Here is a 24,276-nt window from a genome sequence, read left to right as displayed (position 1 = left end):
CGACATGAAGCCGAACCGAGCCTGTCACGCACCGTTGACAGGCTCGTTCGGCATGTAGTTACCGCACTACTGCATGTACGACGACTCGAGTTCGGGACGAGAGCCATGTACGAGGAACAGCAGCGACCAGACCCGGGCCGGCAAAGCCCGCTGGCCGGATTCACGGTGGGCGTGACCGCCGCCCGCCGTGCCGACGAGCTGGGCGCGCTGCTGCAGCGACGGGGAGCCGCCGTCCTGCATGCACCCGCCCTGCGCATCGTGCCGCTCGCCGACGACAGCGAACTGCTGGCGGCGACGAAGGACCTGATCGACCAGGCGCCGGACGTGGTGGTGGCCACGACCGCCATCGGATTCCGCGGGTGGGTCGAGGCCGCCGAGGGATGGGGGCTCGGCGAGCCGCTCCTCGACCGGCTGCGGCACGTGGAGCTGCTGGCGCGCGGGCCCAAGGTCAAGGGTGCGATACGGGCCGCCGGGCTGACCGAGGAGTGGTCGCCGTCGAGCGAGTCCATGGCCGAGGTGCTGGACCGGCTGCTCGAGGAGGGCGTCGACGGGCGCCGTATCGCCGTACAGCTGCACGGTGAGCCGCTGCCGGGGTTCGTGGAGGCGCTGCGGGCCGCGGGAGGGGAGGTCGTCGGGGTGCCGGTGTACCGGTGGATGCCGCCGGAGGACCTGGCGCCGCTGGACCGGCTGCTGGACGCGGCCGTCTCCCGGGGCCTTGACGCGATCACCTTCACCAGCGCGCCCGCCGCCGTGTCGCTGCTGAACCGGGCCGAGGAGCGCGGGCTGCTGCCCGAGCTGCTCGCCGCCCTCCACCACGACGTCCTGCCGGCCTGTGTGGGCCCGGTCACCGCGCTGCCGCTGCAGGCCCACGGCATCGACACGGTCCAGCCCGAACGCTTCCGGCTCGGCCCGCTCGTCCAGTTGCTGTGCCAGGAGCTTCCGAACCGGGCGCGGTCCCTGCCCATCGCCGGGCACCGGGTGGAGATCCGCGGCCACGCGGTCCTCGTCGACGGCGACCTCAAGCCCGTACCGCCCGCCGGGATGTCGCTGCTTCGGGCACTGTCGCGGCGGCCGGGGTGGGTGGTGGCCCGGGCCGAGCTGCTGCGGGCGCTGCCCGGTGCCGGACGGGACGAGCATGCGGTGGAGACCGCGATGGCCCGGCTGCGGACGGCTCTCGGTGCGCCGAAGTTGATCCAGACGGTGGTGAAGCGGGGGTATCGGCTGGCGCTGGATCCCGCGGCGGACGCGAAGTACGCGGACGTGTGACCCTGCGCGAGCCTGCGGGCAGTCGTGCCGCTGGGGCGGCTCCCGACCCAAAGAAAGGCGGCACCCCCCGCAGCGCCGGGTTGCGCAGCCTGCCTGTGGCTCACCCCGATGCCGGTACAGGCTCACGCCCGTAGAGAAGCAGCGCCCGCACCAAACACCCCACCGCCACCGTCGACACAACCGCCCGCACCACATTCCACGCCACCCACACGTGCTCGAAGTGCTCCCGTGCCGCCGCCGGATCCTTCATGTGTGCCAGGTCGTCGTTGAGCGGGATGTTGACGGCGACCGTGGTGAGGAAGCCGAGCGTGTAGGACGCCAGGGCCGCCCACACCCACCAGCGGTACGGCATCCCGCGCAGCTGCCACGAGGACACCGCCGTCAGCAGCAGCGCCCCCATGAAACCGAGGAAGAACACCGGGTTCTGGATCACGTCGTTGATGTTCCGCATCACCTCGACGTAGACCCGGTCCTCGCTGCGGGCCAGCGCCGGCATCACACAGCACGCGAAGATGTAGTAGACCCCCGCGATCAGACCCATCGCGACCGTGGCCGCACCCAGTACGAATCCCGTGCTCCTGCTGTGGGTTGTCATGCTCTCCAGTCAACGGACGGCGGCGCGCCCGGAACATCGCCGAGAAGCGCAGCCGCATAAGCGCGCGTCCAGCCGTCGCCCCGCCCACCGCCGGTACGAGGGGTTCCGGCCGCGCGAGCGGGAAGGCACTGTAAGAGGGATCGGTTGCTTCAGCCCTCAGGTTTCCCGAGCCAGGCGGTGACAGGCACATGGCACTGGGTACGGCCACGGTCGCGTACGAGCTGCGGTTCGACGCCGGGCGGATCTGTCTCGACCTCCTCGCCACCACCCACCCCGAGGAGCGGTTCGACTCCCTCGAGGTGCTGTGCGCCTGGATCACCGGGGCAGGACTGGTCCCCGCGACCACCCCGCTGGCCCACGCCGACCCCTCCTGGCTGGTCGGCTTCCGCGAACTGCGCGGACAGATCGGACAGTTGGTGCACGCGGGACTCGCACCGGCAGCGCTTCGGCCGTCGTACGACCTCGCGCTCGCCCGTGTGAACGAGATCGCCCGTGTCTCACCTCCCGCCCCACGCGCCGTGCGCGGCGAGGACGGCTCGCTCGTACGCGAGGTGGACGGCCCGCCCGAGTGCGCGGCGCTGCTCGCCGCCATCGCCCGGGACGCCGTGGAGCTCCTCACGGACCCCGTCGCGCGGGCGGGACTGCGGCAGTGCGAGGGGGACAACTGCCCGATCGTTTACGTGGATTCGTCCCGGGGGCGCAGGAGGCGCTGGTGCTCCAGTGAGGTCTGTGGGAACCGGGAAAGGGTGGCCCGGCACCGTCGGCGGGCGGCTGTGGCGCGCGCCTGACGTCCGGTATGCGGCTTCTGCGAAGGAGCCGTCGAAGTGATTTCGATTACACACCGTTTACCTCATCCGTGACATGGGCAGCGGTTGCGATCTCGCCAATGTGGCGGAAATGTAAAGATCGCGAGGTGGGAATGTGCGCCCATGTCCACCTCGTCACGTCACTCAGAAGAAAACTGTCATCTCACGTTGAACATGACCTGGCCCACATCCGTACCCGTGGAGGAGCGACCGACTGGGGGAACCCCCGGACATCGGAGGTGGGCGTGCGCAAGGATTCCGTCGTGGCCAATGAACGTGGATCGAGGGCCCGACATCGCATGTCCCAGCCCTCGGAACCTGATGAGGAGCTGATGCGTGCGCTCTATCGCGAGCACGCCGGACCTCTCCTTGCATACGTACTGCGCCTGGTGGCCGGAGACCGGCAACGCGCCGAGGACGTGGTCCAGGAGACATTGATCCGTGCCTGGAAGAACGCCGGTCAGCTCAATCGGGCGACCGGATCTGTACGCCCCTGGCTGGTGACGGTCGCGCGCCGCATCGTCATCGACGGCCACCGCAGCCGGCAGGCCCGGCCGCAGGAGGTCGATCCGTCGCCGCTGGAGGTCATCCCCGCGGAGGACGAGATCGACAAGGCGCTGTGGTTGATGACGCTGTCGGACGCGCTGGACGACCTGACCCCGGCCCACCGGGAGGTGCTCGTCGAGACGTATTTCAAGGGGCGTACCGTCAACGAGGCCGCCGAGACGCTGGGCATTCCCAGTGGCACCGTGCGGTCCCGGGTGTTCTATGCCCTGCGGTCGATGAAGCTCGCACTGGAGGAGCGGGGGGTGACGGCGTGATGAGTGTTTACGGGGGAAACCAGGGATTCGGTACAGGTGGTTCGGGTATGTCTGGCTCCATGATGGGATCTCCGGGCCCGAGCGAACACGAGACGGTCGGCGCCTACGCTCTCGGCATCCTCGACGACGCCGAGGCAACCGCTTTCGAGGCGCACCTCGCGACCTGTGAATGGTGCGCCCAGCAACTCGACGAGCTGGCCGGGATGGAACCGATGCTCGCCGCCCTCGCGGATCTGCCGGGGACCGGTTCGCCCGCGATCGGGGAGTCCCTGTCCGCCAGGCCCAGCCCGCGGCTCGCGGAGAAGCTGGTCGACGAGGTCGCCGAGCGCCGGGCGCAGAAGCGCCGCAAGGGCTTCTACCTGGTGGCGGCCGCGGCAGCGCTGATCATCGGCGGTCCGCTGGGTGTCATGGCGGTCAACGGCGGCGGTGACTCGGGTACGACCGCCACACCGCTGGCGGCCGGAGCCAAGGCCGCCTTCGGCACCATCTCCGACAAGGTCTCGGCCACGGACGCGTCCACCAAGGTCAAGGCGACCGTGGCGATGGAGCAGAAGGACTGGGGCACCTGGGGTGTCGTCGAGCTCAGCAACGTCAAGGGCCCGCTGAAGTGCTCGCTCATCGCCGTCGGCAAGAACGGCGAGCGCGAGACCATGTCCTCCTGGTCGGTCCCCAAGTGGGGCTACGGCATCCCGAACGGCAAGACCGAGGAGGCGAAGCAACCGCTCTACGCCCAGGGCGGCGCGGCCCTCAAGCCCAATGAGATCGACCACTTCGAGGTCATGACCTTCCAGGGCAAGAAGCTCGTCCAGGTCGACGCGTAGTTCTCGTGGAGATCGACGCGTAGCTTACGTAGCTTTGCCGGGTCCCCTTCGCGTACGGTTGACGGCTGCCATGCACGTCAGAAGGGGGCCCGGTGGCCGCTCAGGCTCAACCCGAAACCGCCGTCGGCTCGGATCACGACTCCGTACGCGACCGAGAGATCAGCGTCGAACAGGAACACCTCGACCGGGTGTACCGGCGTCTCGAGGAGAAGATCCACGAGGCCGAGTTCCTGATGAACGACGCGGCCAAGCGCGGTCAGGTCGGCACGCCCGGCGCCCTCGCCGAGCGGGACGCGCAGGTCTTCCGGGCGGGAATCCATCTCAACCGGCTCAACAACGAGTTCGAGGACTTCCTCTTCGGGCGCATCGACCTGCTGCTCGGCAAGGACGGCAAGAAGGGGCCCGACGGCGCCTACACCGCCGTAGAGCCTGCTGAGGGCGCCGTGCGGGACGACGACACCGCCGACATCGCCGAGACCCTGCACATTGGGCGGATCGGTGTCCTGGACTCCGAGTACGCGCCGCTGGTCATCGACTGGCGGGCGCCCGCCGCCGCACCCTTCTACCGCTCCACCCCCGTCGACCCCGGCCGGGTGGTGCGCCGCCGTGTCATCCGCTCCAAGGGCCGCAAGGTGCTCGGCGTCGAGGACGACCTGATGCGTCCCGAGCTCAAGGCCTTCCTCGACGGCAACGAGCTGCCCGTCATCGGCGACGGCGCCCTGATGGCCGCCCTCGGCCAGGCCCGCAGCCACACCATGCGGGACATCGTCGCCTCCATCCAGGCCGAACAGGACCTGGTCATCCGCGCCCCCGCCGCCTCGGTGACGTATGTCGAGGGCGGGCCGGGCACCGGCAAGACGGCCGTGGCACTCCACCGCGCCGCCTACCTCCTCTACCAGGACCGCCGCCGGTACGCGGGCGGCATCCTGATCGTCTCCCCGACCCCCCTGCTCGTCGCCTACACGGAGGGTGTCCTCCCCTCCCTCGGCGAGGAGGGCCAGGTCGCCATCCGCGCGATCGGCTCGCTCGTCGACGGCGCGGAGGCCACGCTCTACGACTCCCCGTCCACGGCCCGCGCCAAGGGCTCGTACCGCATGCTCAAGGTCCTGCGGAAGGCGGCGCGCGGAGCACTGGAGCTGGGGCCGACGGCCGACTCCGGACGCGCAGCCTCCGGTCAGCTCGCCTTCGGTGAGGACGACACGGACGCGTCCGCAGCCCCGGCCGGCCCGCCCACCCGTCTGCGGGTCGTCGCCTTCGGCCGCCGTCTGGAGCTGGAGGCCGCCGAGCTGGGCCGTATCCGGCAGGCCGTGCTCGGCGGCACCGCGCCGGTGAACCTGCTGCGCCCCCGCGCCCGCAAGCTGCTCCTCGACGCCCTGTGGGCGCAGTCGGGCGCGGCGAGCCGCCACACCGACCCGGAGCTGGCCGCCGAACTGCGCTCCTCCTTCGACGAGGACGTGTCGAGCGAGGACAGCTTCCTCACCTTCCTGGACGCCTGGTGGCCCGAGCTCACGCCCAGGGCGGTCCTCGCCGCCATGGCCGACGAGCGGCGCCTCGGCCGCTGGGCCCGCCGGATCCTCAACCCGGGCGAGGTCCGCAGGGTCGCCCGCTCGCTGCGCCGCGACGGCCACTCCGTGCACGACATCGCCATGCTCGACGAGCTCCAGTCGATCCTCGGCACCCCGGCCCGCCCCAGGAAGAAGCGCGAACTGGACCCGCTGGACCAGCTCACCGGCCTGGAGGAGCTGATGCCGGTGCGTGAGGAGTCGCAGCGCGAGCGCGCCGAGCGGCTCGCCCAGGAGCGCACCGAGTACGCCCACGTCATCGTGGACGAGGCCCAGGACCTCACCCCGATGCAGTGGCGCATGGTCGGCCGCCGCGGCCGGCACGCCACCTGGACCGTCGTCGGCGACCCGGCCCAGTCCTCCTGGTCCGACCCCGACGAGGCCGCCGAGGCGAGGGACGAGGCCCTCGGCACCCGCCCCCGCCGCCGCTTCGAGCTCACCGTCAACTACCGCAACCCGGCCGAGATCGCCGAGCTCGCCTCCAAGGTGCTCGCCCTCGCCATGCCGGGTGCCAAGTCCCCGTCGGCCGTACGGTCGACCGGTGTGAAGCCCCGCTTCACCGTCGTGCGGGACTCCCTCGCGCAGTCCGTCCGCGAGGAGGCCGCCCGTCTCCTCGACCGTGTCGACGGCACGGTCGGCGTCGTCGTCGCCATGCAGCGCCGCGAGGAGGCAGCCCGCTGGCTCGCCGGGCTCGGCGACCGGGTGGTGGCCCTGGGCAGCCTGGAGGCGAAGGGCCTGGAGTACGACGCGACGGTCGTCGTCTCGCCCGCGGAGATCGCCGACGAGTCCCCGGCCGGCCTGCGGGTCCTGTACGTCGCCCTCACCCGCGCGACCCAGCAGCTGACCATCGTCTCGACCGACCGCGACGCCCCGGACGCGAACGCCGTCCCCGACCTGCTCCGGGACTAGCCCGTGCTCCATCGAAGTTAAGAACCGGATGAACTCTCGGCACGGGAATGGCCTTACGGGATCTGTTTGTTAGCCTGGGTGTGGCACCGGCCCGATCCAAGCCCCCGGGCCCAACCTTCGTCGCTACGAGCGACCACTTGCCGCGAGGCGAGCATGGCGGGTCGGTGCCACTGAGCATCGAGAGGCCCGCGTCACCCTGTGACGCGGGCCTCTTTTGCTGTGAACAAAACGATCGCAACTCGGAGCGGCTAACGCCTACTCGGCAGTAGGTGCGACCATCGGACGGCATACCCAGCGTCACGGTGAAAGCAGAGGAAGTCGGCCATGGCAACGGCGCCCAGCGTCTCCTACTCCATTACGGTCCGGTTGGAGGTGCCCGCGAGCGGAACCGCGGTCTCCCAGATCACCACGGCCGTAGAGTCCCACGGAGGCTCGGTGACCGGCCTCGACGTGACCGCCTCCGGCCACGAGAAACTCCGTATCGACGTCACCATCGCGGCGAGCTCCACGGCCCACGCCGACGAGATCGTCACGCAGCTGCGCGGCATCGAGGGCGTCACCCTCGGCAAGGTCTCCGACCGTACGTTCCTGATGCACCTCGGCGGCAAGATCGAGATGGCGTCGAAGCACCCCATCCGCAACCGTGACGACCTGTCCATGATCTACACGCCGGGTGTGGCCCGCGTCTGCATGGCGATCGCCGAGAACCCGGAGGACGCCCGCCGCCTCACCATCAAGCGCAACTCCGTTGCGGTCGTGACGGACGGCTCGGCCGTGCTGGGCCTCGGCAACATCGGCCCCAAGGCCGCTCTCCCGGTCATGGAGGGCAAGGCGGCCCTCTTCAAGCGGTTCGCCGGCATCGACGCCTGGCCGCTGTGCCTCGACACCCAGGACACCGACGCGATCGTCGAGATCGTGAAGGCGATCGCCCCCGGGTTCGCCGGCATCAACCTCGAGGACATCTCCGCGCCCCGCTGCTTCGAGATCGAGGCGCGGCTGCGCGAGGCCCTCGACATCCCCGTCTTCCACGACGACCAGCACGGCACCGCGATCGTCGTCCTCGCCGCCCTGACGAACGCACTCCGCGTCACCGGCAAGGCAATTGAGAACATCCGGGTCGTCATGTCCGGCGCCGGGGCGGCCGGTACGGCCATCCTCAAGCTGCTGCTCGCGGCGGGCGTCAAGAACGCCGTCGTCGCCGACATCCACGGCGTCGTGCACACCGGCCGCGAGGACCTGCGGGAGGCCGCGGTCGACTCGCCGCTGCGCTGGATCGCCGACAACACCAACCCCGAGGGCCTGACCGGCACCCTCAAGGAGGCCGTCCGCGGCGCCGACGTCTTCATCGGCGTCTCCGCCCCGAACGTCCTCGACGGCGACGACGTGGCCGCCATGGCCGACGACGCCATCGTGTTCGCGCTCGCGAACCCCGACCCCGAGGTCGACCCGGCAATCGCCCGTCAGACGGCGGCCGTTGTGGCCACCGGCCGCTCCGACTTCCCGAACCAGATCAACAACGTGCTGGTCTTCCCGGGCGTCTTCCGCGGTCTGCTGGACGCCCAGTCCCGCACGGTCAACACCGAGATGATGCTGGCCGCCGCAACCGCTCTCGCGGACGTGGTGACCGAGGACGAGCTGAACCCGAACTACATCATCCCGAGCGTCTTCAACGACAAGGTCGCGGGCGCGGTGGCCGGTGCGGTGCGGGAAGCGGCGAAGGCCGCGGCAGCGTCGTAAGGGCTTGCGAGGCCCTTTCCCGGGGCTGTGAGGATCGCCACGGCAAGGCCTTGCACCGGCGCGTCGTGGAACCTGACCCTCCTGGTCGCCGTTTATCGTGTCGGCCAGGCTCAGGCCCTCTTTTCGTGTGACTCCCAAGGGTGTTCTCACGACTCCTGCGGGTGCCGGATTGGCTTTCGCGCCGCAGGTAGGGGCAGGATGCGTCCCTGGGCGCGAGGGGTCTGACCACGGACCCGGGCCCGGGGCCTCTCCGAGGACCCTGGCAGCATCGGCTTCACCGTGCCCGATATGCGGCTCCGCCGCGTGGCACGCCTCAACGGCAAGAAGAACACGGGAGTAACAACATGAACCGCAGTGAGCTGGTGGCCGCGCTGGCCGACCGCGCCGAGGTGACCCGCAAGGACGCCGACGCCGTGCTGGCCGCGTTCGCCGAGACCGTCGGCGAGATCGTCGCCAAGGGCGACGAGAAGGTCACCATCCCCGGCTTCCTGACCTTCGAGCGCACCCACCGTGCCGCTCGCACCGCGCGCAACCCGCAGACCGGCGACCCGATCCAGATCCCGGCCGGCTACAGCGTCAAGGTCTCCGCGGGCAGCAAGCTGAAGGAAGCCGCGAAGGGCAAGTAAGCGCTCCGCTTCGAGCGCCGGGTAACTGCGGGCTGTCTCTCGGCTGACGGGACCGCCGTGGCTGGTCGCGCAGTTCCCCGCGCCCCTTTGGGGCGCTCCCACAACGCCGATGGGGCGGTCACCCGGACTTGGGTGACCGCCCCATCAGCGTTCGTACGACAGCGGCTCAGCCGAGCGCCTTGCCCGGCAGTTCCACCTTCGCGCCGAGCTCCACGAGCTTCTCCATGAAGTTCTCGTAGCCACGGTTGATGAGGTCGATGCCGTGGACGCGGGACGTGCCCTGGGCCGCGAGCGCGGCGATGAGGTACGAGAAACCGCCGCGGAGGTCCGGGATGACCAGGTCGGCGCCCTGGAGCTTCGTCGGGCCCGAGACGACGGCCGAGTGCAGGAAGTTGCGCTGGCCGAAGCGGCAGTCCGAGCCGCCCAGGCACTCGCGGTAGAGCTGGATGTGCGCGCCCATCTGGTTCAGCGCGGAGGTGAAGCCGAGACGGGACTCGTAGACCGTCTCGTGGATGATCGACAGGCCCGTCGCCTGCGTCAGCGCGACCACCAGCGGCTGCTGCCAGTCCGTCTGGAAGCCCGGGTGCACGTCCGTTTCGAGCGCGATGGACTTCAACTGGCCGCCGGGGTGCCAGAAACGGATGCCCTCGTCGTCGATCTCGAAGGCACCGCCCACCTTCCGGTAGGTGTTCAGGAACGTCATCATCGAGCGCTGCTGGGCGCCGCGGACGTAGATGTTGCCGTTGGTCGCGAGCGCCGCGGAAGCCCAGGAGGCGGCCTCCAGGCGGTCCGGGAGCGCGCGGTGGTTGTAGCCGCCGAGCCGGTCCACACCGGTGATGCGGATGGTGCGGTCGGTGTCCATCGCGATGATGGCGCCCATCTTCTGCAGGACGCAGATCAGGTCCTCGATCTCCGGCTCCACGGCCGCGTTCGAGAGCTCCGTGACGCCCTCCGCGAGGACGGCCGTCAGGAGTACCTGCTCGGTCGCGCCCACCGACGGGTACGGCAGCCGGATCTTCGTGCCGCGCAGCCGCTGCGGCGCCTCAAGGTACTGTCCGTCGGCACGCTTCTCGATGCGCGCGCCGAACTGCCGCAGCACCTCGAAGTGGAAGTCGATCGGCCGTCCGCCGATGTCGCAGCCGCCGAGGCCCGGGATGAACGCGTGCCCGAGGCGGTGCAGCAGCGGACCGCAGAACAGGATCGGGATACGGCTGGAACCCGCGTGCGCGTCGATGTCCGCGACATTCGCGCTTTCCACATGGGACGGGTCCATCACCAGTTCGCCCGGCTCCTCACCCGGACGGACCGTCACGCCGTGCAGCTGCAGCAGTCCGCGTACGACACGAACGTCCCGGATGTCCGGAACATTGCGCAGTCGACTCGGTTCACTGCCCAGCAGGGCGGCGACCATTGCCTTCGGTACGAGGTTCTTCGCACCGCGGACACGGATCTCGCCCTCCAGCGGGGTTCCGCCGTGGACAAGCAGGACATCGTCGTTGACGGTCATGTATCTCGCGTTCCGATGAGTGGGGCAGGGGCCAGAAGGGAAAGGGTAATCGCCGCCCACCCCCCTTCTGTAAGCCCAAGGGCGGCCCAGCTACGTCATAGCTGTGTCACAACACGAACGGTTCCCTGGTGGGCACATGGGGTCACCGGCCCTCCCGTGCGCCCGGGCCGCTTCATTCCGCCCTGAGCTGCATTCACCCGGTAACCGCCATTGCCTCCCCACGCGGAGGCAAGATGCGGGATCATGTCTGCCATGACCGAGGTGTCCTCGCTCACAGGGCGGTTGCTCGTGGCAACGCCCGCCCTGGCGGACCCGAACTTCGACCGTGCGGTGGTGCTCCTTCTCGACCACGACGAGGAGGGCTCCCTCGGTGTCGTCCTCAACCGGCCCACCCCGGTGGACGTCGGCGACATCCTGGAGGGCTGGGCGGATCTCGCGGGTGAACCCGGCGTCGTCTTCCAGGGCGGCCCGGTGTCCCTGGACTCGGCCCTGGGGGTCGCCGTCATCCCGGGCGGCGCGACCGTCGACGGGGCGCCGCTGGGCTGGCGCAGAGTGCACGGCGCGATCGGTCTGGTCGACCTGGAGGCACCGCCCGAGCTGCTCGCCTCGGCCCTCGGCTCCCTGAGGATCTTCGCCGGTTACGCCGGCTGGGGCCCCGGCCAGCTGGAGGACGAGCTGGTCGAGGGCGCCTGGTACGTGGTCGAGTCCGAGCCCGGTGACGTCTCCTCGCCGTCCCCGGAGAGACTCTGGCGCGAGGTACTGCGCCGCCAGCGCAACGAGCTGGCGATGGTGGCCACGTATCCGGACGACCCGTCGCTCAACTGATCCGTGTGACCTTCAGTACCCTTGGCACTTATGAGCACTCTTGAGCCCGAGCGCGGGACTGGGACGGGGACCCTCGTAGAGCCGACGCCACAGGTGTCCCACGGCGACGGCGACCACGAGCGCTTCGCCCACTACGTCCAGAAGGACAAGATCATGGCGAGCGCCCTCGACGGGACCCCCGTCGTGGCGCTGTGCGGCAAGGTGTGGGTGCCCGGCCGCGACCCGAAGAAGTACCCCGTGTGTCCCATGTGCAAGGAGATCTACGAGTCCATGGGCGCCGGCGGCGACAAGGGCAAGGACGGCGACAAGTAGTCCTGCCTTCGGCCCGGGGCAGGTGATCCCGCCTCCGGTTCGAGCTCGGCGAGGCCCCGGGCGCGTTTCGGCGCGTTTTCGGGGCCTCGGTTCGTGTGCAGAGGCCCCGGCAGTCGAGCCGCTTCCCGCGAGGACCGACGTGACTTCACAGACGGAACTGATCCCTGCGCCCCGCAGCGTCGTCACCGGCGTCGGGGAGGTGCGGCTGACGGACGCTTCCCGGTTCTGCGCCGGTACGGCGACGGAGGGCGTCGGCCGCTGGCTGCGCACCGTCCTCTGGCAGGCCACCGGGCTGCCCCTGCCGGAGGGGCGGGAACTCGACGACGCACACGGCGACGGCATCGCGCTGCGGCTCGACCCAGGGCTCGGTCCCGAGGAGTACCGCCTCGTCAGCGACCGGAACGGCGTCCTCATCGAGGGCGGCAGCGCAGCCGGTGTCTTCTGGGGCGCCCAGACGCTGCGGCAGCTCCTCGGCCCCGACGCCTACCGCAGGGCCCCGCTCGACCGCGACCGCACATGGGCCGTGCCGCACCTCACGGTCGAGGACTCCCCCCGCTTCCGCTGGCGCGGTCTCATGCTCGACGTCGCCCGGCACTTCATGCCCAAGGAAGGCGTCCTGCGCCACCTCGACCTGATGGCCGCGCACAAACTCAACGTCCTCCACTTCCACTTGACGGACGACCAGGGCTGGCGTGTCGAGATCAAGAGGTACCCACGGCTGACCGAGATCGGCTCCTGGCGGGCGCGCACGAAATTCGGCCACCGGGCCTCACCGCTGTGGGAGGAGAAGCCACACGGTGGCTTCTACACCCAGGACGACATCCGCGAGATCGTCTCCTACGCCGCCGAGCGGCATATCACCGTGGTCCCCGAAATCGACGTACCCGGCCACTCACAGGCCGCCATCGCCGCATACCCGGAACTGGGCAACACCGACGTCATCACCGCATCCTCCAAGGGGGACACCGCCCTCTCCGTCTGGGACGACTGGGGGATCTCCGCCAACGTACTCGCCCCCACTGACAACACCCTGCGTTTCTACGAGGGGGTGTTCGAGGAACTCCTCGGACTGTTTCCGTCGGAGTTCATCCATGTCGGCGGTGACGAATGCCTCAAGGACCAGTGGCGGCAGTCGCCGGCCGCGCAGGCCCGCATCAAGGAACTCGGGCTCGCGGACGAGGACGAGTTGCAGGCGTGGTTCATCGGTCACTTCGACAAGTGGCTGACCGCGCGCGGGCGCAGGCTCATCGGCTGGGACGAGATCCTGGAGGGCGGGCTCGCGCCGGGTGCGGCCGTGTCGTCCTGGCGCGGGTACGGGGGCGGGGTCGCCGCGGCCCGGGCCGGCCACGACGTGGTCATGTGCCCCGAGCAGTACGTGTACTTGGACCACCGCCAGGCGGCGGGCGAGGACGAGCCGGTGCCGATCGGCTACGTGCGCACCCTGGAGGACGTCTACCGGTTCGAGCCCGTTCCACCGGAGTTGACATCCGCCCAGGCGAAACACGTGCTCGGCACGCAGGCCAACGTGTGGACCGAGGTGATGGAGGACCCCGCACGGGTGGACTACCAGACGTACCCGCGGCTTTCGGCCTTCTCGGAGGTGGCCTGGAGTGCGCTCCCGGCCCCGGCGGAACGGGACTTCGCCGGCTTCGAGCGGCGGATGGCGGTCCACTACCGGCGCCTTGACGCCCTGGGAGTGGGCTACCGGCCGCCGACCGGGCCACTGGCCTGGCAGAAGCGTCCCGGCGTGCTCGGGCGGCCGCTGGGCGGGGCGCCCCCGAACAGGTAGGTGAGCCCCCGAACAGGTAAGGCAAAAACGTCGTAAGCATCACCGAAGAGTGGCAATTCGTGCGCACCGGTGATGCCGTACGAAAACGGACCATCTCCCTGGTGAAGTGGGCGAATGCCTCCTAGCGGACCCCCGTCTTCGGGGCTTGCGAAGATGTGCCAGAGTTGCCACGTCCGCCCTGTCAGCACGTACCGTACGGCAGCACAGGTGGGACCAGGTGGGGCAGCGGGAAGGGGCAGCCGGTTTTGACCACGCACGCACCGCAGGCGGCGCAGGCCGTCACGCTGCCCACGACGCTGGACGAGGCCGTGGCGGCACTCACCGCCGTGCCCGCCGCCGTCCCGGTGGCCGGCGGCACCGACCTCATGGCAGCCGTCAACTCGGGGCAGCTCAGGCCCGCCGCACTGGTCGGTCTCGGCAGGATCAGCGAGATCCGCGGCTGGCAGTACCAGGACGGACACGCCCTGCTCGGCGCCGGGCTCACACACGCGCGCATGGGGCGCCCGGACTTCGCGGCCCTGATCCCGGCGCTCGCCGCCGCCGCGCGCGCCGCGGGCCCGCCGCAGATCCGCAACGCGGGCACCCTGGGCGGCAACATCGCCTCGGCGTCCCCCACCGGGGACGCGCTGCCGGTGCTGGCCGCCCTGGAGGCGACACTGATCATCGCGGGCCCGGGCGGAGCCCGCCGGGAGATCCCGGTGTCGCACCTGCTGGCCGCGGTCGACATGCTGCGCGCCGGCGAACTCATCGGGTACGTGCGCGTGCCGCTGCTGCACGCGCCCCAGGTCTTCCTGAAGGCGACCGGCAGGACCGGCCCCGGACGCGCGGTCGCGTCCGTCGCGCTCGTCCTCGACCCCGCCCGGCGCGGAGTCAGGTGCGCCGTCGGTGCCATAGCGCCGATGCCGCTCAGGCCCCTGGACGCCGAGCAGTGGGTCGCCCGGCTCATCGACTGGGACAACGGCCGGACGATCGTCCCGGAGGCGCTGACCGCCTTCGGCGAGTACGTCGCGGCGGCCTGCATCCCCGACCCCGTTCCCGAACCGGACGGCACCGTCCAACAGCTTCCGCCCGCCGTACTGCACCTGCGGCGCACCGTCGCCGCGCTGGCCCGACGAGCACTGGGGAGGGCGCTGTCGTGACCGACGACCAGCACGGAGAGGGCACACCCCACGGCGGCGGCCGCTGGGACCCGCTGCCCCAGGGCGACTACGACGACGGCGCCACCGCCTTCGTGAAACTCCCCGAAGGCGGCATCGACGCCCTCCTGGCCTCCGCCGACAGTCCGCTGGCGGCGCCCGGCCACGGCTATGTGCCGCCGCCGATAACGCCCGATCCCGGCGCGGGCGCGGGGGCCGACCCGGCGGCGACCGGCAACTGGGCCGCGCCCGCCGACGGCGCCCGGTGGCCCGACCCCAACGCCGTGCCGCAGGACACCACGGGCGAGCGGTTCGCGTACAACCCCGCGGCCACCCAGCAGTGGAACTTCGAGGAGACGGCGCCCCAGGAGTCCGCTCCCGCGCCGGGCCACGATGTGACCGGGCAGTGGTCGATCCCCGTGGCCGGAGGCGACCTTCCGGACGAATCGGGCGAGTTCACCACCTCGTCCCTGGTCCAGCAGTGGGGCGGCACTCCGCCGGCCACGCTCCCGGGCGGCGCGCCCGCCCCCTGGGCGACGGAGGCCGCGGGACAGCCCTGGGGGCAGCCGCAGACCGAGGAGCCGGCGGCGCCCGAGGACGGCTCCGGGCGCGCGCGCGAACACGCCGCCGAGCCTGCGGCCGGTGCGGGACACGCGTACGAGCAGGCCCCCGCCCACACCGACGGCCGGTCTGCCGAGCATGCAGGCGCCGCGCACGCGCCCGTGGAGCCGGATGCGGCCGCGCGCGAGTCGGAGAACGCCCGGGCGCACCATCCCGAGCCGTCCGGTGCTCGGGCCGACGAATACGGAACTCCGCCCGCACGCGCCTACACGGAGACACCCGCCGGTGCAGCCGCCTCACGGCCCGCGCACGGGCCCGGTGAGACCGCCGGGGCGGCGGAGAGTGCCCAGGGGGCCGCAGAGGCGCCTGAGGGGGCCGTGGAGCCCCTCGTGGAGCCCGCCGCGGACGCCGGGCCGGACGAGGCCGTATCGTCCCCGCGGACGTCCGCCGAATCAGCCGGCCCCAACGCACCGGACTCTCCGGACACTTCGGGCGCTTCGGTCGCCCCGGACACGGCCGACGCTTCCGGTGCCGAAGCCGCCGACGAGGCCCCGCCGCCCCCCGGCGAGGAGCACCCTCTCGCCTCCTACGTCCTGCGCGTCAACGGCGTCGAGCGCCCCGTCTCCGACGCCTGGATCGGCGAATCGCTGCTCTACGTGCTGCGCGAGCGGCTCGGTCTCGCGGGCGCCAAGGACGGTTGCTCCCAGGGCGAGTGCGGGGCCTGCAACGTCCAGGTCGACGGCCGCCTCGTGGCCTCCTGCCTGGTACCCGCGGTGACCGCCGCCGGCAGCGAGGTCCGTACCGTCGAGGGCCTCGCCGTCGACGGACAGCCCTCGGACGTGCAGCGCGCGCTCGCCCGGTGCGGCGCCGTGCAGTGCGGTTTCTGCGTGCCCGGCATGGCGATGACCGTGCACGACCTGCTGGAGGGCAACCCGGCGCCGACCGAGCTGGAGACCCGCCAGGCCCTGTGCGGCAACCTGTGCCGCTGCTCCGGCTACCGGGGCGTCGTGCAGGCCGTCCAGGAGGTCGTCGCCGAACGCGAGGCGCACTCCGAAGGCGACGCCTCCGAACAGGACGGCGACGAGGCACGTATCCCTCACCAGGCGGGTCCCGGAGCCGGCGGTGTCAACGCGTCGGCGTTCGAGTCACCCGGGTTCCCCGCGCCGTCGGGACCCCATGACCAGGCGTACGGACAGGACGGAGGCCAGGCGTGAGCAACGAAGCCGCCACCGCGACCACCGCCGCGGAGGCCGCACCCGCTCCCGAGCAGCTGCCGCACGGCCTCGGCGCCTCCCTGCCGGCCGCCGACACCCGTGCCAAGACCGAGGGCACGTTCCCGTACGCGGCGGACCTGTGGGCCGAGGGCCTGCTGTGGGCCGCCGTACTGCGCTCCCCGCACCCGCACGCGCGCATCGTGTCCATCGACACGTCCCACGCGCGCGAGATGCCGGGCGTACGGGCCGTCGTCACGCACGAGGACGTGCCGGGCACCGCCCGCCACGGCCGCCGCAACGCCGACCGGCCCGTGTTCGCCTCCGACGTCGTGCGCCACCACGGCGAGCCCATCGCCGCCGTCGCCGCCGACCACCCGGACACCGCGCGGATGGCCGCCGCGGCCGTCATCGTCGAGTACGAAGTACTCGACCCGGTGACCGACCCCGAGCTGGCCTTCGAGGCCGAGCCGCTGCACCCCGACGGCAACCTGATCCGGCACATCCCGCTGCGGCACGGCGACCCGGAGGCGGCGGGCGAGATCGTCGTCGAGGGCCAGTACCGCATCGGCCGCCAGGACCCGGCCCCCATCGGCGCCGAGGCCGGCCTCGCCGTGCCCCGCCCCGACGGCGGCGTCGAGCTGTACCTCGCCTCCACCGACCCGCACGCGGACCGGGACACCGCCGCCGCCTGCTACGGCCTCGAACCCGAACGCGTCAAGATCGTCGTCACCGGAGTCCCCGGCGCCACGGCCGACCGCGAGGACCAGGGCTTCCAACTCCCGCTGGGCCTGCTGGCGTTGAAGACCGGCTGCCCGGTGAAACTCACCGCGACGCGCGAAGAGTCCTTCCTGGGGCACACGCACCGGCACCCGACCCTCCTGCGCTACCGGCACCACGCCGACGCCGAGGGCCGGCTGGTGAAGGTCGAGGCGCAGATCCTCCTCGACGCGGGCGCGTACGCCGACACGTCCTCCGAGGCCCTCGCGGCCGCCGTCGGTTTCGCCTGCGGCCCCTATGTCGTTCCGAACGCCTTCATCGAGGGCTGGGCCGTACGCACCAACAACCCGCCCTCCGGCCATGTGCGCGGCGAGGGCGCGATGCAGGTGTGCGCCGCCTACGAGGCCCAGATGGACAAGCTGGCGAAGAAGCTGGGCATGGACCCGGCGGAACTGCGCCTGCGCAATGTGATGGCCACCGGGGACGTACTCCCGACGGGCCAGACGGTGACCTGCCCGGCCCCGGTGGCGGAGCTGTTGCAGGCCGTCCGCGACTTCCCGCTCCCCCCGCTGCCCAAGGACACCCCCGAGGACGAGTGGCTGCTGCCCGGCGGCCCCGAGGGCGCGGGCGAACCGGGCGCGGTGCGCCGGGGCGTGGGCTACGGCCTGGGCATGGTGCACATGCTCGGCGCGGAGGGGGCCGACGAGGTCTCCACCGCGACGGTCAAGGTCCAGGACGGCGTGGCGACCGTGCTCTGCGCGGCCGTCGAGACCGGCCAGGGATTCACCACGCTGGCCCGCCAGATCGTCCAGGAGACCCTCGGCATCGACGAGGTGCACGTGGCGCCCGTCGACACCGACCAGCCGCCCGCGGGCGCGGGCTGCCGCGGCCGCCACACCTGGGTGTCCGGCGGCGCGGTGGAGCGCGCGGCCAAGATGGTCCGCACGCAGCTGCTGCAGCCCCTGGCGCACAAGTTCGGCATGTCGACCGAGCTGCTCCAGATCACCGACGGCAAGATCACCTCGTACGACGGTGTCCTGTCGACCACCGTCACCGAGGCGATGGACGGCAAGGAACTGTGGGCCACGGCCCAGTGCCGACCGCACCCCACGGAGCCGCTGAACGAGGCCGGTCAGGGTGATGCCTTCGTCGGCATGGCGTTCTGCGCGATCCGCGCGGTCGTCGACGTCGACATCGAACTCGGCTCGGTACGGGTCGTGGAGCTGGCGCTCGCCCAGGACGTCGGCCGGGTCCTCAACCCGGCCCAGCTGGCCGCCCGTATCGAGGCGGGCGTGACGCAGGGAGTGGGCATCGCCTTGACGGAGAACCTGCGCACCGCGCGCGGGTTGATCCGCCACCCCGACCTGACGGGCTACGCCCTGCCGACCGCCCTGGACGCACCCGACATCCGGATCGTCAAGCTCGTCGAGGAACGCGACGTGGTCGCACCCTTCGGCGCGAAGGCCGTCAGCGCGGTGCCGGTGGTCACCTCCCCGGCCGCCATCGCCTCCGCCGTACGGGCCGCCACGGGCCGCCCGGTGAACCGGCTCCCGATAAGACCGCAGGCCGCCGTGGTGACCGACCGGTGACCGTGCCGGGTGGCGTGTACTTCGCGTGAGGGGCGTCGTCGTCATCACCGGCGTGATCGCGTCCGGCAAGTCGGCGGTGGCGCAGGCGCTGGCCGTGGGGGTCCCCCCACGCCTTTGAGGCAGCGTGGGAGGCGCAGCTCCGGGGCGGGAACGGGCGAGGGTGCCTTGAGCGTCCTGTGGTCCGGGGTGTCCTGTGGTCCGGGGCGTTGTCAGTGGCGGGGCGTACTGTTCTGAGCAGTGGGGACGGCCGCCGGAGTCGTACGGCGCGACGACGCCTGCCCGGCCGCGCCCCGCACGGGGACTGTGAGCAGACACATGCGCCGAGGCACATGTGACGAAGCACATTCGGGGGATGCAATGAGCACGACCGGTGCCGCCACGGCGGTGATCACGCTGACCGAGGACCAACTCGATCCGTACGTCACGCACGGGGCGACGCGCCGCTGGCTGACGGGGCCCGGACTGCCGGGCGACAGCGGCCTGTTCACCTTCGAGGAGCTGGTCCGTGAAGGCCTGCGGACGGTCGGGGACTCCACGGGCGACCCCGACCGCCGGCTGGCGGCGGAGCTGCGGGACCAGCTGGTCATAGGTGCGCTGCTCGACCCCCGGGGCCTGGAGACGGAGTCGGTGCTGCTGGACGGCGCGACGGGGGAGATCGCGACGACGTACTTCCTGCACGACCGTCCCGACCTGATGGACAGCCGCCCGCTGGCCCCGTCGCTCGGCACGCTGGTGAGGTTCGCGACGGCGGCGGACGAACTGGCGGGGCTGCGCGGCAAGTTCGCGTCCTACGCCGGCCGCTTCGGCCCGAAGGCGGCGGCGGAGGCGTCCCGTCATCTGCTGGCGGTGTTCGAGGAGGGCACGGACGGCGAGGTGCCGCCGTTCTGGAAGATGGCGGCCCTGATCCGCCCCCTGTCCCTGGTGGCGGGTCCGGGAACGGCCTCCGGCCTCGCTCTCGACCTCCCCGCCCGCCTGCTGGACGGGGAGTTCGGCCACGGCAAGGTGTGGCGCTTCGAGGACGTCGACTTCCCCTCCACCCTCACGCACGAGCCGACCCGCCGCTTCCTGCGCGACACGGGCCTGCCGGAGGACGGCGTGCTCTTCCACCTGGACACGGACGTCCCCCTGCCGACCCTGGCCGAGCACTACGCCTACCAGGGCCCGGACGGCTTCGATCCCGCCCGACTCCCGCACAGGGCTTCCCACTTGATACGGCTCGGCCATCTCATCGAGGACAACAGCCTGGTGGTCGACGGCGAAACGGGCGCGGTCCTCAACTGGAGCGAGCCCGACGCCACCCTGTACCCGCTGAACACGGACGTCTCCACCCTGGCCTTCACCCTCTGGCTCCTGCACCGCGAGAGGGCCATCGACGAGGACCTGGCAGGCGAGCTGACGACCGAGGCCTACGACCAACTGGCCACGACGATGATCCACACCCTGTCGACCATCGACCCGACCACCCTCACGACGGAGCCCGGCCGGCACTACTGGACGGAGGCGTTCCAGGACGAGGCGGGCGGGGTTCTGTGACCGCGAACGGGGAGTGGGCCGGAACACGCTGAGGGCGGCACCCTCAGCGGATGCCGCCCTGTCGTTTTGCCTGGTCAGGCAGGAAGAGGCCGTGGCGGGAATTGAACCCACGTACCTCGCTTTGCAGGCGAGTCCCTAAGCCACTCGGGCACACGGCCGTGTCGATGCGGAGCGCCTGGCTCCGTTCCGAACTCGGTGAAACGACCGTACGGCGGGGCCGGGAGGGGGCTCAAGGGAAACACGGGGGCTGCAACGGGACTGCCATACGGCGTTCATGAACGGGTGGCTGCAGGCTTGGGTGAGTACGCGATTGCGTCGGCCGCCCGTCTGGTACCAAAGTGGCCCCAACAGTGGTACCGTCATGGTATGGCTATGAACCTTCGTCTGCGCGACGACCAGCAGGAGGCGCTCAAGCTGCGTGCCGAGGAGGAGGGGCGCAGCATGCACGCCATAGTGCTTCAAGCGATCGACCGGTATCTGGAGCAGGAAGCGGACCGCGCCACCGTCCGTCGGCTGGGGGCGAAGTACGCGGCGGGCCACGCCGATCTGCTGCGGAGGCTGGGAGAGTAGATGAAGTACCTCACGGTCCAGGAGGTCCTGGACCTGGCGGAGCTGGCGTGCGGGGAGCAGACGCAGGTTGCCGTGCGTGACCTGGGTCTGCTCACCTCGGCCGTCCACCGTCCGCAGTCGCAGATGTTCGGCGTGGAGGCGTACACGGACCTCTTCGAGAAGGCTGCGGCACTGCTTCAGTCGCTAGTTCTGAACCGTCCACTGGTGGACGGCAACAAGCGCATGGGATGGATGTGCACCGTCGTCTTTCTCGACGTCAACGGCACGGAGATGCTCGACGTCGATCAGGACGAGGCGTACAAGCTCGTGATCGAGGTGGCGTCCGGCGGCCTGGAGGACGTGGCGCTGATCGCTCTCCGTCTGAGGGCGCTCCACGACGCGATGTGACGTGAGTCCCACCCGCGGGCGGCCCGGCCATGTTCGCGCGTTGGCTGCGTCGGCCCGCCGGTAGGGTGGCCCGGTTGTCATACCCAGCCGAGCCGCCCCAACCACCCACGGAGACCGTGACTACCACCGCCGCCAGCTCTGCCTCGCACTCCCACCATCTCTCTCCCGCCTTCCCCGGCCGTGCCCCCTGGGGCACCGCCAGCAAGCTGCGTGCCTGGCAGCAGGCGGCGATGGAGAAGTATGTCCAGGAGCAGCCCCGCGACTTCCTCGCCGTGGCCACCCCCGGCGCCGGCAAGACGACCTTCGCGCTGACGCTCGCCTCCTGGCTGCTGCACCATCACGTCGTGCAGCAGGTGACCGTGGTCGCGCCGACCGAGCATCTGAAGAAGCAGTGGGCGGAAGCGGCCGCGCGCATAGGCATCAAGCTGGACCCCGAGTACAGCGCGGGCCCGCTCGGCAAGGACTACCAGGGCGTGGCCGTCACGTACGCCGGTGTCGGCGTGCGGCCCATGCTGCACCGGAATCGGGTGGAGCAGCGCAAGACGCTGGTCATCCTCGACGAGATCCACCACGCCGGTGACTCCAAGTCCTGGGGCGAGGCCTGTCTCGAGGCCTTCGAGCCGGCCACCCGGCGCCTCGCTCTCACCGGTACGCCGTTCCGCTCCGACACCAACCCCATCCCCTTCGTGACGTACGAGGAGGGCAACGACGGGATCCGGCGGTCCGCCGCCGACTACACCTACGGCTACGGGAACGCGCTCGCCGACCACGTCGTGCGGCCCGTCATCTTCCTCTCCTACAGCGGCAACATGCGCTGGCGCACGAAGGCCGGTGACGAGATCGCCGCCCGGCTCGGCGAGCCCATGACCAAGGACGCGATCAGCCAGGCCTGGCGCACCGCCCTCGATCCGCGCGGCGAGTGGATGCCCAGCGTGCTGCGCGCCGCCGACCAGCGGCTGACCGAGGTCCGTAAGGCCATCCCGGACGCGGGTGCCCTGGTCATCGCCTCCGACCAGGACTCCGCGCGGGCCTACGCCAAGCTGATCCGCGAGATCACCGGCAACAAGGCGACCCTCGTCCTCTCCGACGACGCAGGCGCCTCGAAGCGGATCGACGAGTTCAGCGAGAGCAACGACCGCTGGATGGTCGCCGTCAGGATGGTGTCGGAGGGCGTCGACGTGCCACGCCTCGCGGTCGGCGTGTACGCCACCACCATCTCCACTCCCCTCTTCTTCGCCCAGGCCGTCGGCCGCTTCGTGCGTTCGCGGCGGCGCGGCGAGACCGCCTCCGTCTTCCTCCCCACCGTCCCCGACCTCCTCACCTTCGCCAACGAGATGGAGGTCGAGCGGGACCACGCCCTCGACAAGCCCAAGAAGGAGGGCGAGGAGGACCCGTACGCCGAATCCGAGAAGGAGATGGAGGAGGCGAACAAGGAGCAGGACGAGGACACCGGTGAGCAGGAGGAGTTCTCCTTCGAGGCGCTGGAGTCCGACGCCGTCTTCGACCGGGTGCTCTACGACGGTGCCGAGTTCGGCATGCAGGCCCACCCGGGAAGCGAGGAGGAGCAGGACTACCTCGGCATCCCGGGGCTCCTGGAACCCGATCAGGTGCAGCTCCTGCTCCAGAAGCGGCAGGCCCGGCAGATCGCGCACAGCCGCAAGAAGCCGGACGCCGAGGCGGACCTGCTGGAGCTGCCCGCCGAGCGCCGGCCCGTCGTCTCGCACAAGGAGATGATGGAGCTGCGCAAGCAGCTCAACACCATGGTCAGCGCCTACGTCCACCAGAGCGGCAAGCCCCACGGCGTCATCCACACCGAGCTGCGCCGCACCTGCGGCGGCCCGCCGAGCGCCGAGGCCACGGCTGGACAGCTGCGGCAGCGCATCGCCAAGGTGCAGGAGTGGGCCACGCGCATGCGGTGAACGGCCGTTGCGGGCCGAAGCCGTTGCGCCGTACGTATCGGGACATACACAGGTACTCCCTCCCCGTGTGTGCCCGGATTCTGGACGGAGACTTCCGCTCAGCGAACCCCCTTCGCTACTGTCCGGCTACGCACACGCCCCGTGGCAGCGCCGCCGCGGAGCGCAGCCGTGAAGCGACGCGGCCCGGCAGCGGCCGGGCCGCCGGCCGATCGGCGGCCTCTGTTGCGCGTCACCGACGGGACTCGGTGACGCACTGCCGCTCGGAGGTCGCCGACCTCACCACTTGGAGGAGTGGGCGTCGTGACCGCGGAGACCTCTCAGACGCTCGACCGAGGACTGCGAGTCCTCAAGCTGCTGGCCGATACGGACCACGGGCTGACCGTCACCGAGCTATCCAACAAACTGGGCGTCAACCGGACCGTGGTGTACCGGTTGCTCGCCACGCTGGAACAGCATGCGCTCGTACGGCGTGACCTGGGTGGCCGCGCCCGGGTCGGGCTGGGGGTGCTCAGGCTCGGCCGACAGGTGCATCCGCTGGTGCGGGAGGCCGCGCTGCCGGCGCTCCGGTCGCTGGCCGAGGACATAGGCGCGACGGCCCATCTGACGCTGGTGGACGGGGCGGACGCGCTGGCCGTGGCCGTCGTCGAACCGACGTGGACGGACTATCACGTGGCGTACCGGGCCGGGTTCAGGCACCCCTTGGACCGGGGCGCCGCGGGCAAGGCGATCCTTGCCGCGCGGGCCAAGCCTGCGGGGGAGTGCGGGTACACCCTGACTCATGGGGAGTTGGAGGCGGGGGCCAGTGGGGCCGCGGCGCCGCTCCTCGGGGTCACCGGGGTCGAGGGCAGCGTCGGCGTGGTGATGCTGGCCGACGCGGTCCCGGAGCGGGTCGGGCCGCGGGTGGTCGATGCGGCCCGGGAGGTGGCCGAAGCCCTTCGCTGAGCCGCGGGAGGGTTTGGCCGATGCGCCAAAACGCTCCCCTCACCTCTGGCCGATCCTCTCGCCGCTGTCCGCCCGTCCGGCCGCATCATCAGGGGCCAGGCAGTGGAACAGCGGAGAGGGCGACCAGTGGAC

At 71.0% G+C, this 24,276-nt stretch carries 20 protein-coding genes and 1 tRNA gene; 18 read left to right on the top strand and 3 right to left on the bottom strand.

Annotated elements, in window-relative coordinates; all coding sequences use genetic code 11:
- Positions 1 to 105 precede the first annotated feature (105 nt).
- Complete coding sequence (locus ACFY1E_RS04745) at positions 106 to 1,266, top strand: uroporphyrinogen-III synthase (RefSeq protein ID WP_389071361.1); 1,161 nt, start codon at positions 106 to 108, stop codon at positions 1,264 to 1,266.
- Positions 1,267 to 1,366: 100 nt separating this feature from the next.
- Here ACFY1E_RS04745 and ACFY1E_RS04740 read toward each other — a convergent pair whose 3' ends face one another.
- Positions 1,367 to 1,861, bottom strand: a complete 495-nt coding sequence (locus tag ACFY1E_RS04740; RefSeq protein WP_389071358.1) for a DUF1772 domain-containing protein — start codon at positions 1,859 to 1,861, stop codon at positions 1,367 to 1,369.
- A 188-nt stretch (positions 1,862 to 2,049) separates the two neighbouring features.
- Between ACFY1E_RS04740 and ACFY1E_RS04735 the strand changes: the two genes are divergently transcribed.
- The 6 genes from ACFY1E_RS04735 to ACFY1E_RS04710 all read left to right on the top strand — a co-directional run bounded on the left by ACFY1E_RS04735 (position 2,050) and on the right by ACFY1E_RS04710 (position 9,143).
- Complete coding sequence (locus ACFY1E_RS04735) at positions 2,050 to 2,649, top strand: CGNR zinc finger domain-containing protein (protein WP_389071357.1); 600 nt, start codon at positions 2,050 to 2,052, stop codon at positions 2,647 to 2,649.
- Between the two features lie 317 nt (positions 2,650 to 2,966).
- Positions 2,967 to 3,488, top strand: a complete 522-nt coding sequence (locus ACFY1E_RS04730) for a sigma-70 family RNA polymerase sigma factor (RefSeq protein ID WP_010039908.1) — start codon at positions 2,967 to 2,969, stop codon at positions 3,486 to 3,488.
- A complete protein-coding gene (locus tag ACFY1E_RS04725; RefSeq protein WP_389071354.1) occupies positions 3,488 to 4,309 on the top strand; it encodes an anti-sigma factor family protein in 822 nt (273 codons plus the stop codon). Before ACFY1E_RS04730 ends, ACFY1E_RS04725 begins: the two co-directional genes overlap by 1 nt.
- Positions 4,310 to 4,401: 92 nt before the next feature.
- Complete coding sequence (locus ACFY1E_RS04720; RefSeq protein WP_389071352.1) at positions 4,402 to 6,780, top strand: HelD family protein; 2,379 nt, start codon at positions 4,402 to 4,404, stop codon at positions 6,778 to 6,780.
- Positions 6,781 to 7,104: 324 nt separating this feature from the next.
- The gene (locus ACFY1E_RS04715) at positions 7,105 to 8,517 is read left to right on the top strand and encodes an NAD-dependent malic enzyme (protein WP_389071349.1); all 1,413 of its coding nucleotides are present in this window, start codon (positions 7,105 to 7,107) and stop codon (positions 8,515 to 8,517) included.
- Positions 8,518 to 8,861: 344 nt separating this feature from the next.
- Positions 8,862 to 9,143, top strand: coding sequence for an HU family DNA-binding protein (locus ACFY1E_RS04710; protein WP_007382399.1), 282 nt, complete (start codon positions 8,862 to 8,864; stop codon positions 9,141 to 9,143).
- Between the two features lie 166 nt (positions 9,144 to 9,309).
- Here ACFY1E_RS04710 and murA read toward each other — a convergent pair whose 3' ends face one another.
- Entirely contained in the window at positions 9,310 to 10,650 is a 1,341-nt protein-coding gene (murA, locus tag ACFY1E_RS04705) for a UDP-N-acetylglucosamine 1-carboxyvinyltransferase (RefSeq protein WP_389071346.1), read from the bottom strand.
- Positions 10,651 to 10,902: 252 nt separating this feature from the next.
- On the opposite strand from murA, the gene ACFY1E_RS04700 reads away from it, so the two are divergent.
- The 7 genes from ACFY1E_RS04700 to ACFY1E_RS04670 all read left to right on the top strand — a co-directional run bounded on the left by ACFY1E_RS04700 (position 10,903) and on the right by ACFY1E_RS04670 (position 20,326).
- The gene (locus ACFY1E_RS04700; RefSeq protein WP_266955832.1) at positions 10,903 to 11,475 is read left to right on the top strand and encodes a YqgE/AlgH family protein; all 573 of its coding nucleotides are present in this window, start codon (positions 10,903 to 10,905) and stop codon (positions 11,473 to 11,475) included.
- A 30-nt stretch (positions 11,476 to 11,505) separates the two neighbouring features.
- Positions 11,506 to 11,787 carry a DUF3039 domain-containing protein gene (locus ACFY1E_RS04695; RefSeq protein WP_078912757.1) on the top strand — a complete coding sequence of 94 codons (282 nt, stop codon included), beginning with the start codon at positions 11,506 to 11,508 and terminating at the stop codon, positions 11,785 to 11,787.
- A gap of 139 nt (positions 11,788 to 11,926) precedes the next feature.
- Positions 11,927 to 13,576, top strand: a complete 1,650-nt coding sequence (locus ACFY1E_RS04690; RefSeq protein WP_389071342.1) for a beta-N-acetylhexosaminidase — start codon at positions 11,927 to 11,929, stop codon at positions 13,574 to 13,576.
- Positions 13,577 to 13,821: 245 nt separating this feature from the next.
- The gene (locus tag ACFY1E_RS04685; protein ID WP_030943523.1) at positions 13,822 to 14,715 is read left to right on the top strand and encodes a xanthine dehydrogenase family protein subunit M; all 894 of its coding nucleotides are present in this window, start codon (positions 13,822 to 13,824) and stop codon (positions 14,713 to 14,715) included.
- Positions 14,712 to 16,487: a 2Fe-2S iron-sulfur cluster-binding protein gene (locus ACFY1E_RS04680; RefSeq protein ID WP_389071340.1), complete on the top strand. Its 1,776-nt coding sequence runs from the start codon at positions 14,712 to 14,714 to the stop codon at positions 16,485 to 16,487. The genes ACFY1E_RS04685 and ACFY1E_RS04680 overlap by 4 nt, the downstream gene beginning before the upstream one ends.
- Positions 16,484 to 18,793 carry a xanthine dehydrogenase family protein molybdopterin-binding subunit gene (locus tag ACFY1E_RS04675; protein WP_389071338.1) on the top strand — a complete coding sequence of 770 codons (2,310 nt, stop codon included), beginning with the start codon at positions 16,484 to 16,486 and terminating at the stop codon, positions 18,791 to 18,793. The genes ACFY1E_RS04680 and ACFY1E_RS04675 overlap by 4 nt, the downstream gene beginning before the upstream one ends.
- A 357-nt stretch (positions 18,794 to 19,150) precedes the next feature.
- The gene (locus ACFY1E_RS04670; protein WP_389071335.1) at positions 19,151 to 20,326 is read left to right on the top strand and encodes an SUKH-4 family immunity protein; all 1,176 of its coding nucleotides are present in this window, start codon (positions 19,151 to 19,153) and stop codon (positions 20,324 to 20,326) included.
- Positions 20,327 to 20,412: 86 nt separating this feature from the next.
- On the opposite strand, the gene ACFY1E_RS04665 is transcribed toward ACFY1E_RS04670, so the two are convergent.
- Positions 20,413 to 20,484 (bottom strand) — tRNA-Cys (locus ACFY1E_RS04665).
- 214 nt (positions 20,485 to 20,698) lie between these two features.
- Here ACFY1E_RS04665 and ACFY1E_RS04660 point away from each other — a divergent pair.
- From ACFY1E_RS04660 to ACFY1E_RS04645, 4 genes are all read left to right on the top strand, one after another.
- Entirely contained in the window at positions 20,699 to 20,896 is a 198-nt protein-coding gene (locus tag ACFY1E_RS04660) for an Arc family DNA-binding protein (protein WP_013003224.1), read from the top strand.
- Positions 20,897 to 21,283 carry a type II toxin-antitoxin system death-on-curing family toxin gene (locus ACFY1E_RS04655; RefSeq protein WP_389071333.1) on the top strand — a complete coding sequence of 129 codons (387 nt, stop codon included), beginning with the start codon at positions 20,897 to 20,899 and terminating at the stop codon, positions 21,281 to 21,283.
- Between the two features lie 116 nt (positions 21,284 to 21,399).
- On the top strand, positions 21,400 to 23,202 hold the full coding sequence (locus ACFY1E_RS04650; protein WP_389071330.1) for a DEAD/DEAH box helicase: 1,803 nt from the start codon (positions 21,400 to 21,402) through the stop codon (positions 23,200 to 23,202).
- Between the two features lie 300 nt (positions 23,203 to 23,502).
- Positions 23,503 to 24,144: a helix-turn-helix domain-containing protein gene (locus ACFY1E_RS04645; RefSeq protein WP_344402896.1), complete on the top strand. Its 642-nt coding sequence runs from the start codon at positions 23,503 to 23,505 to the stop codon at positions 24,142 to 24,144.
- Positions 24,145 to 24,276 lie beyond the last annotated feature (132 nt).

It is taken from the genome of Streptomyces sp. NPDC001604 (genome assembly GCF_042893475.1).
In the GTDB taxonomy this organism is placed as follows: Bacteria; Actinomycetota; Actinomycetes; order Streptomycetales; family Streptomycetaceae; genus Streptomyces.
The sequence above is the reverse complement of the archived record's forward strand: the minus strand, read 5'-3'. Positions and strand labels throughout refer to the sequence as shown.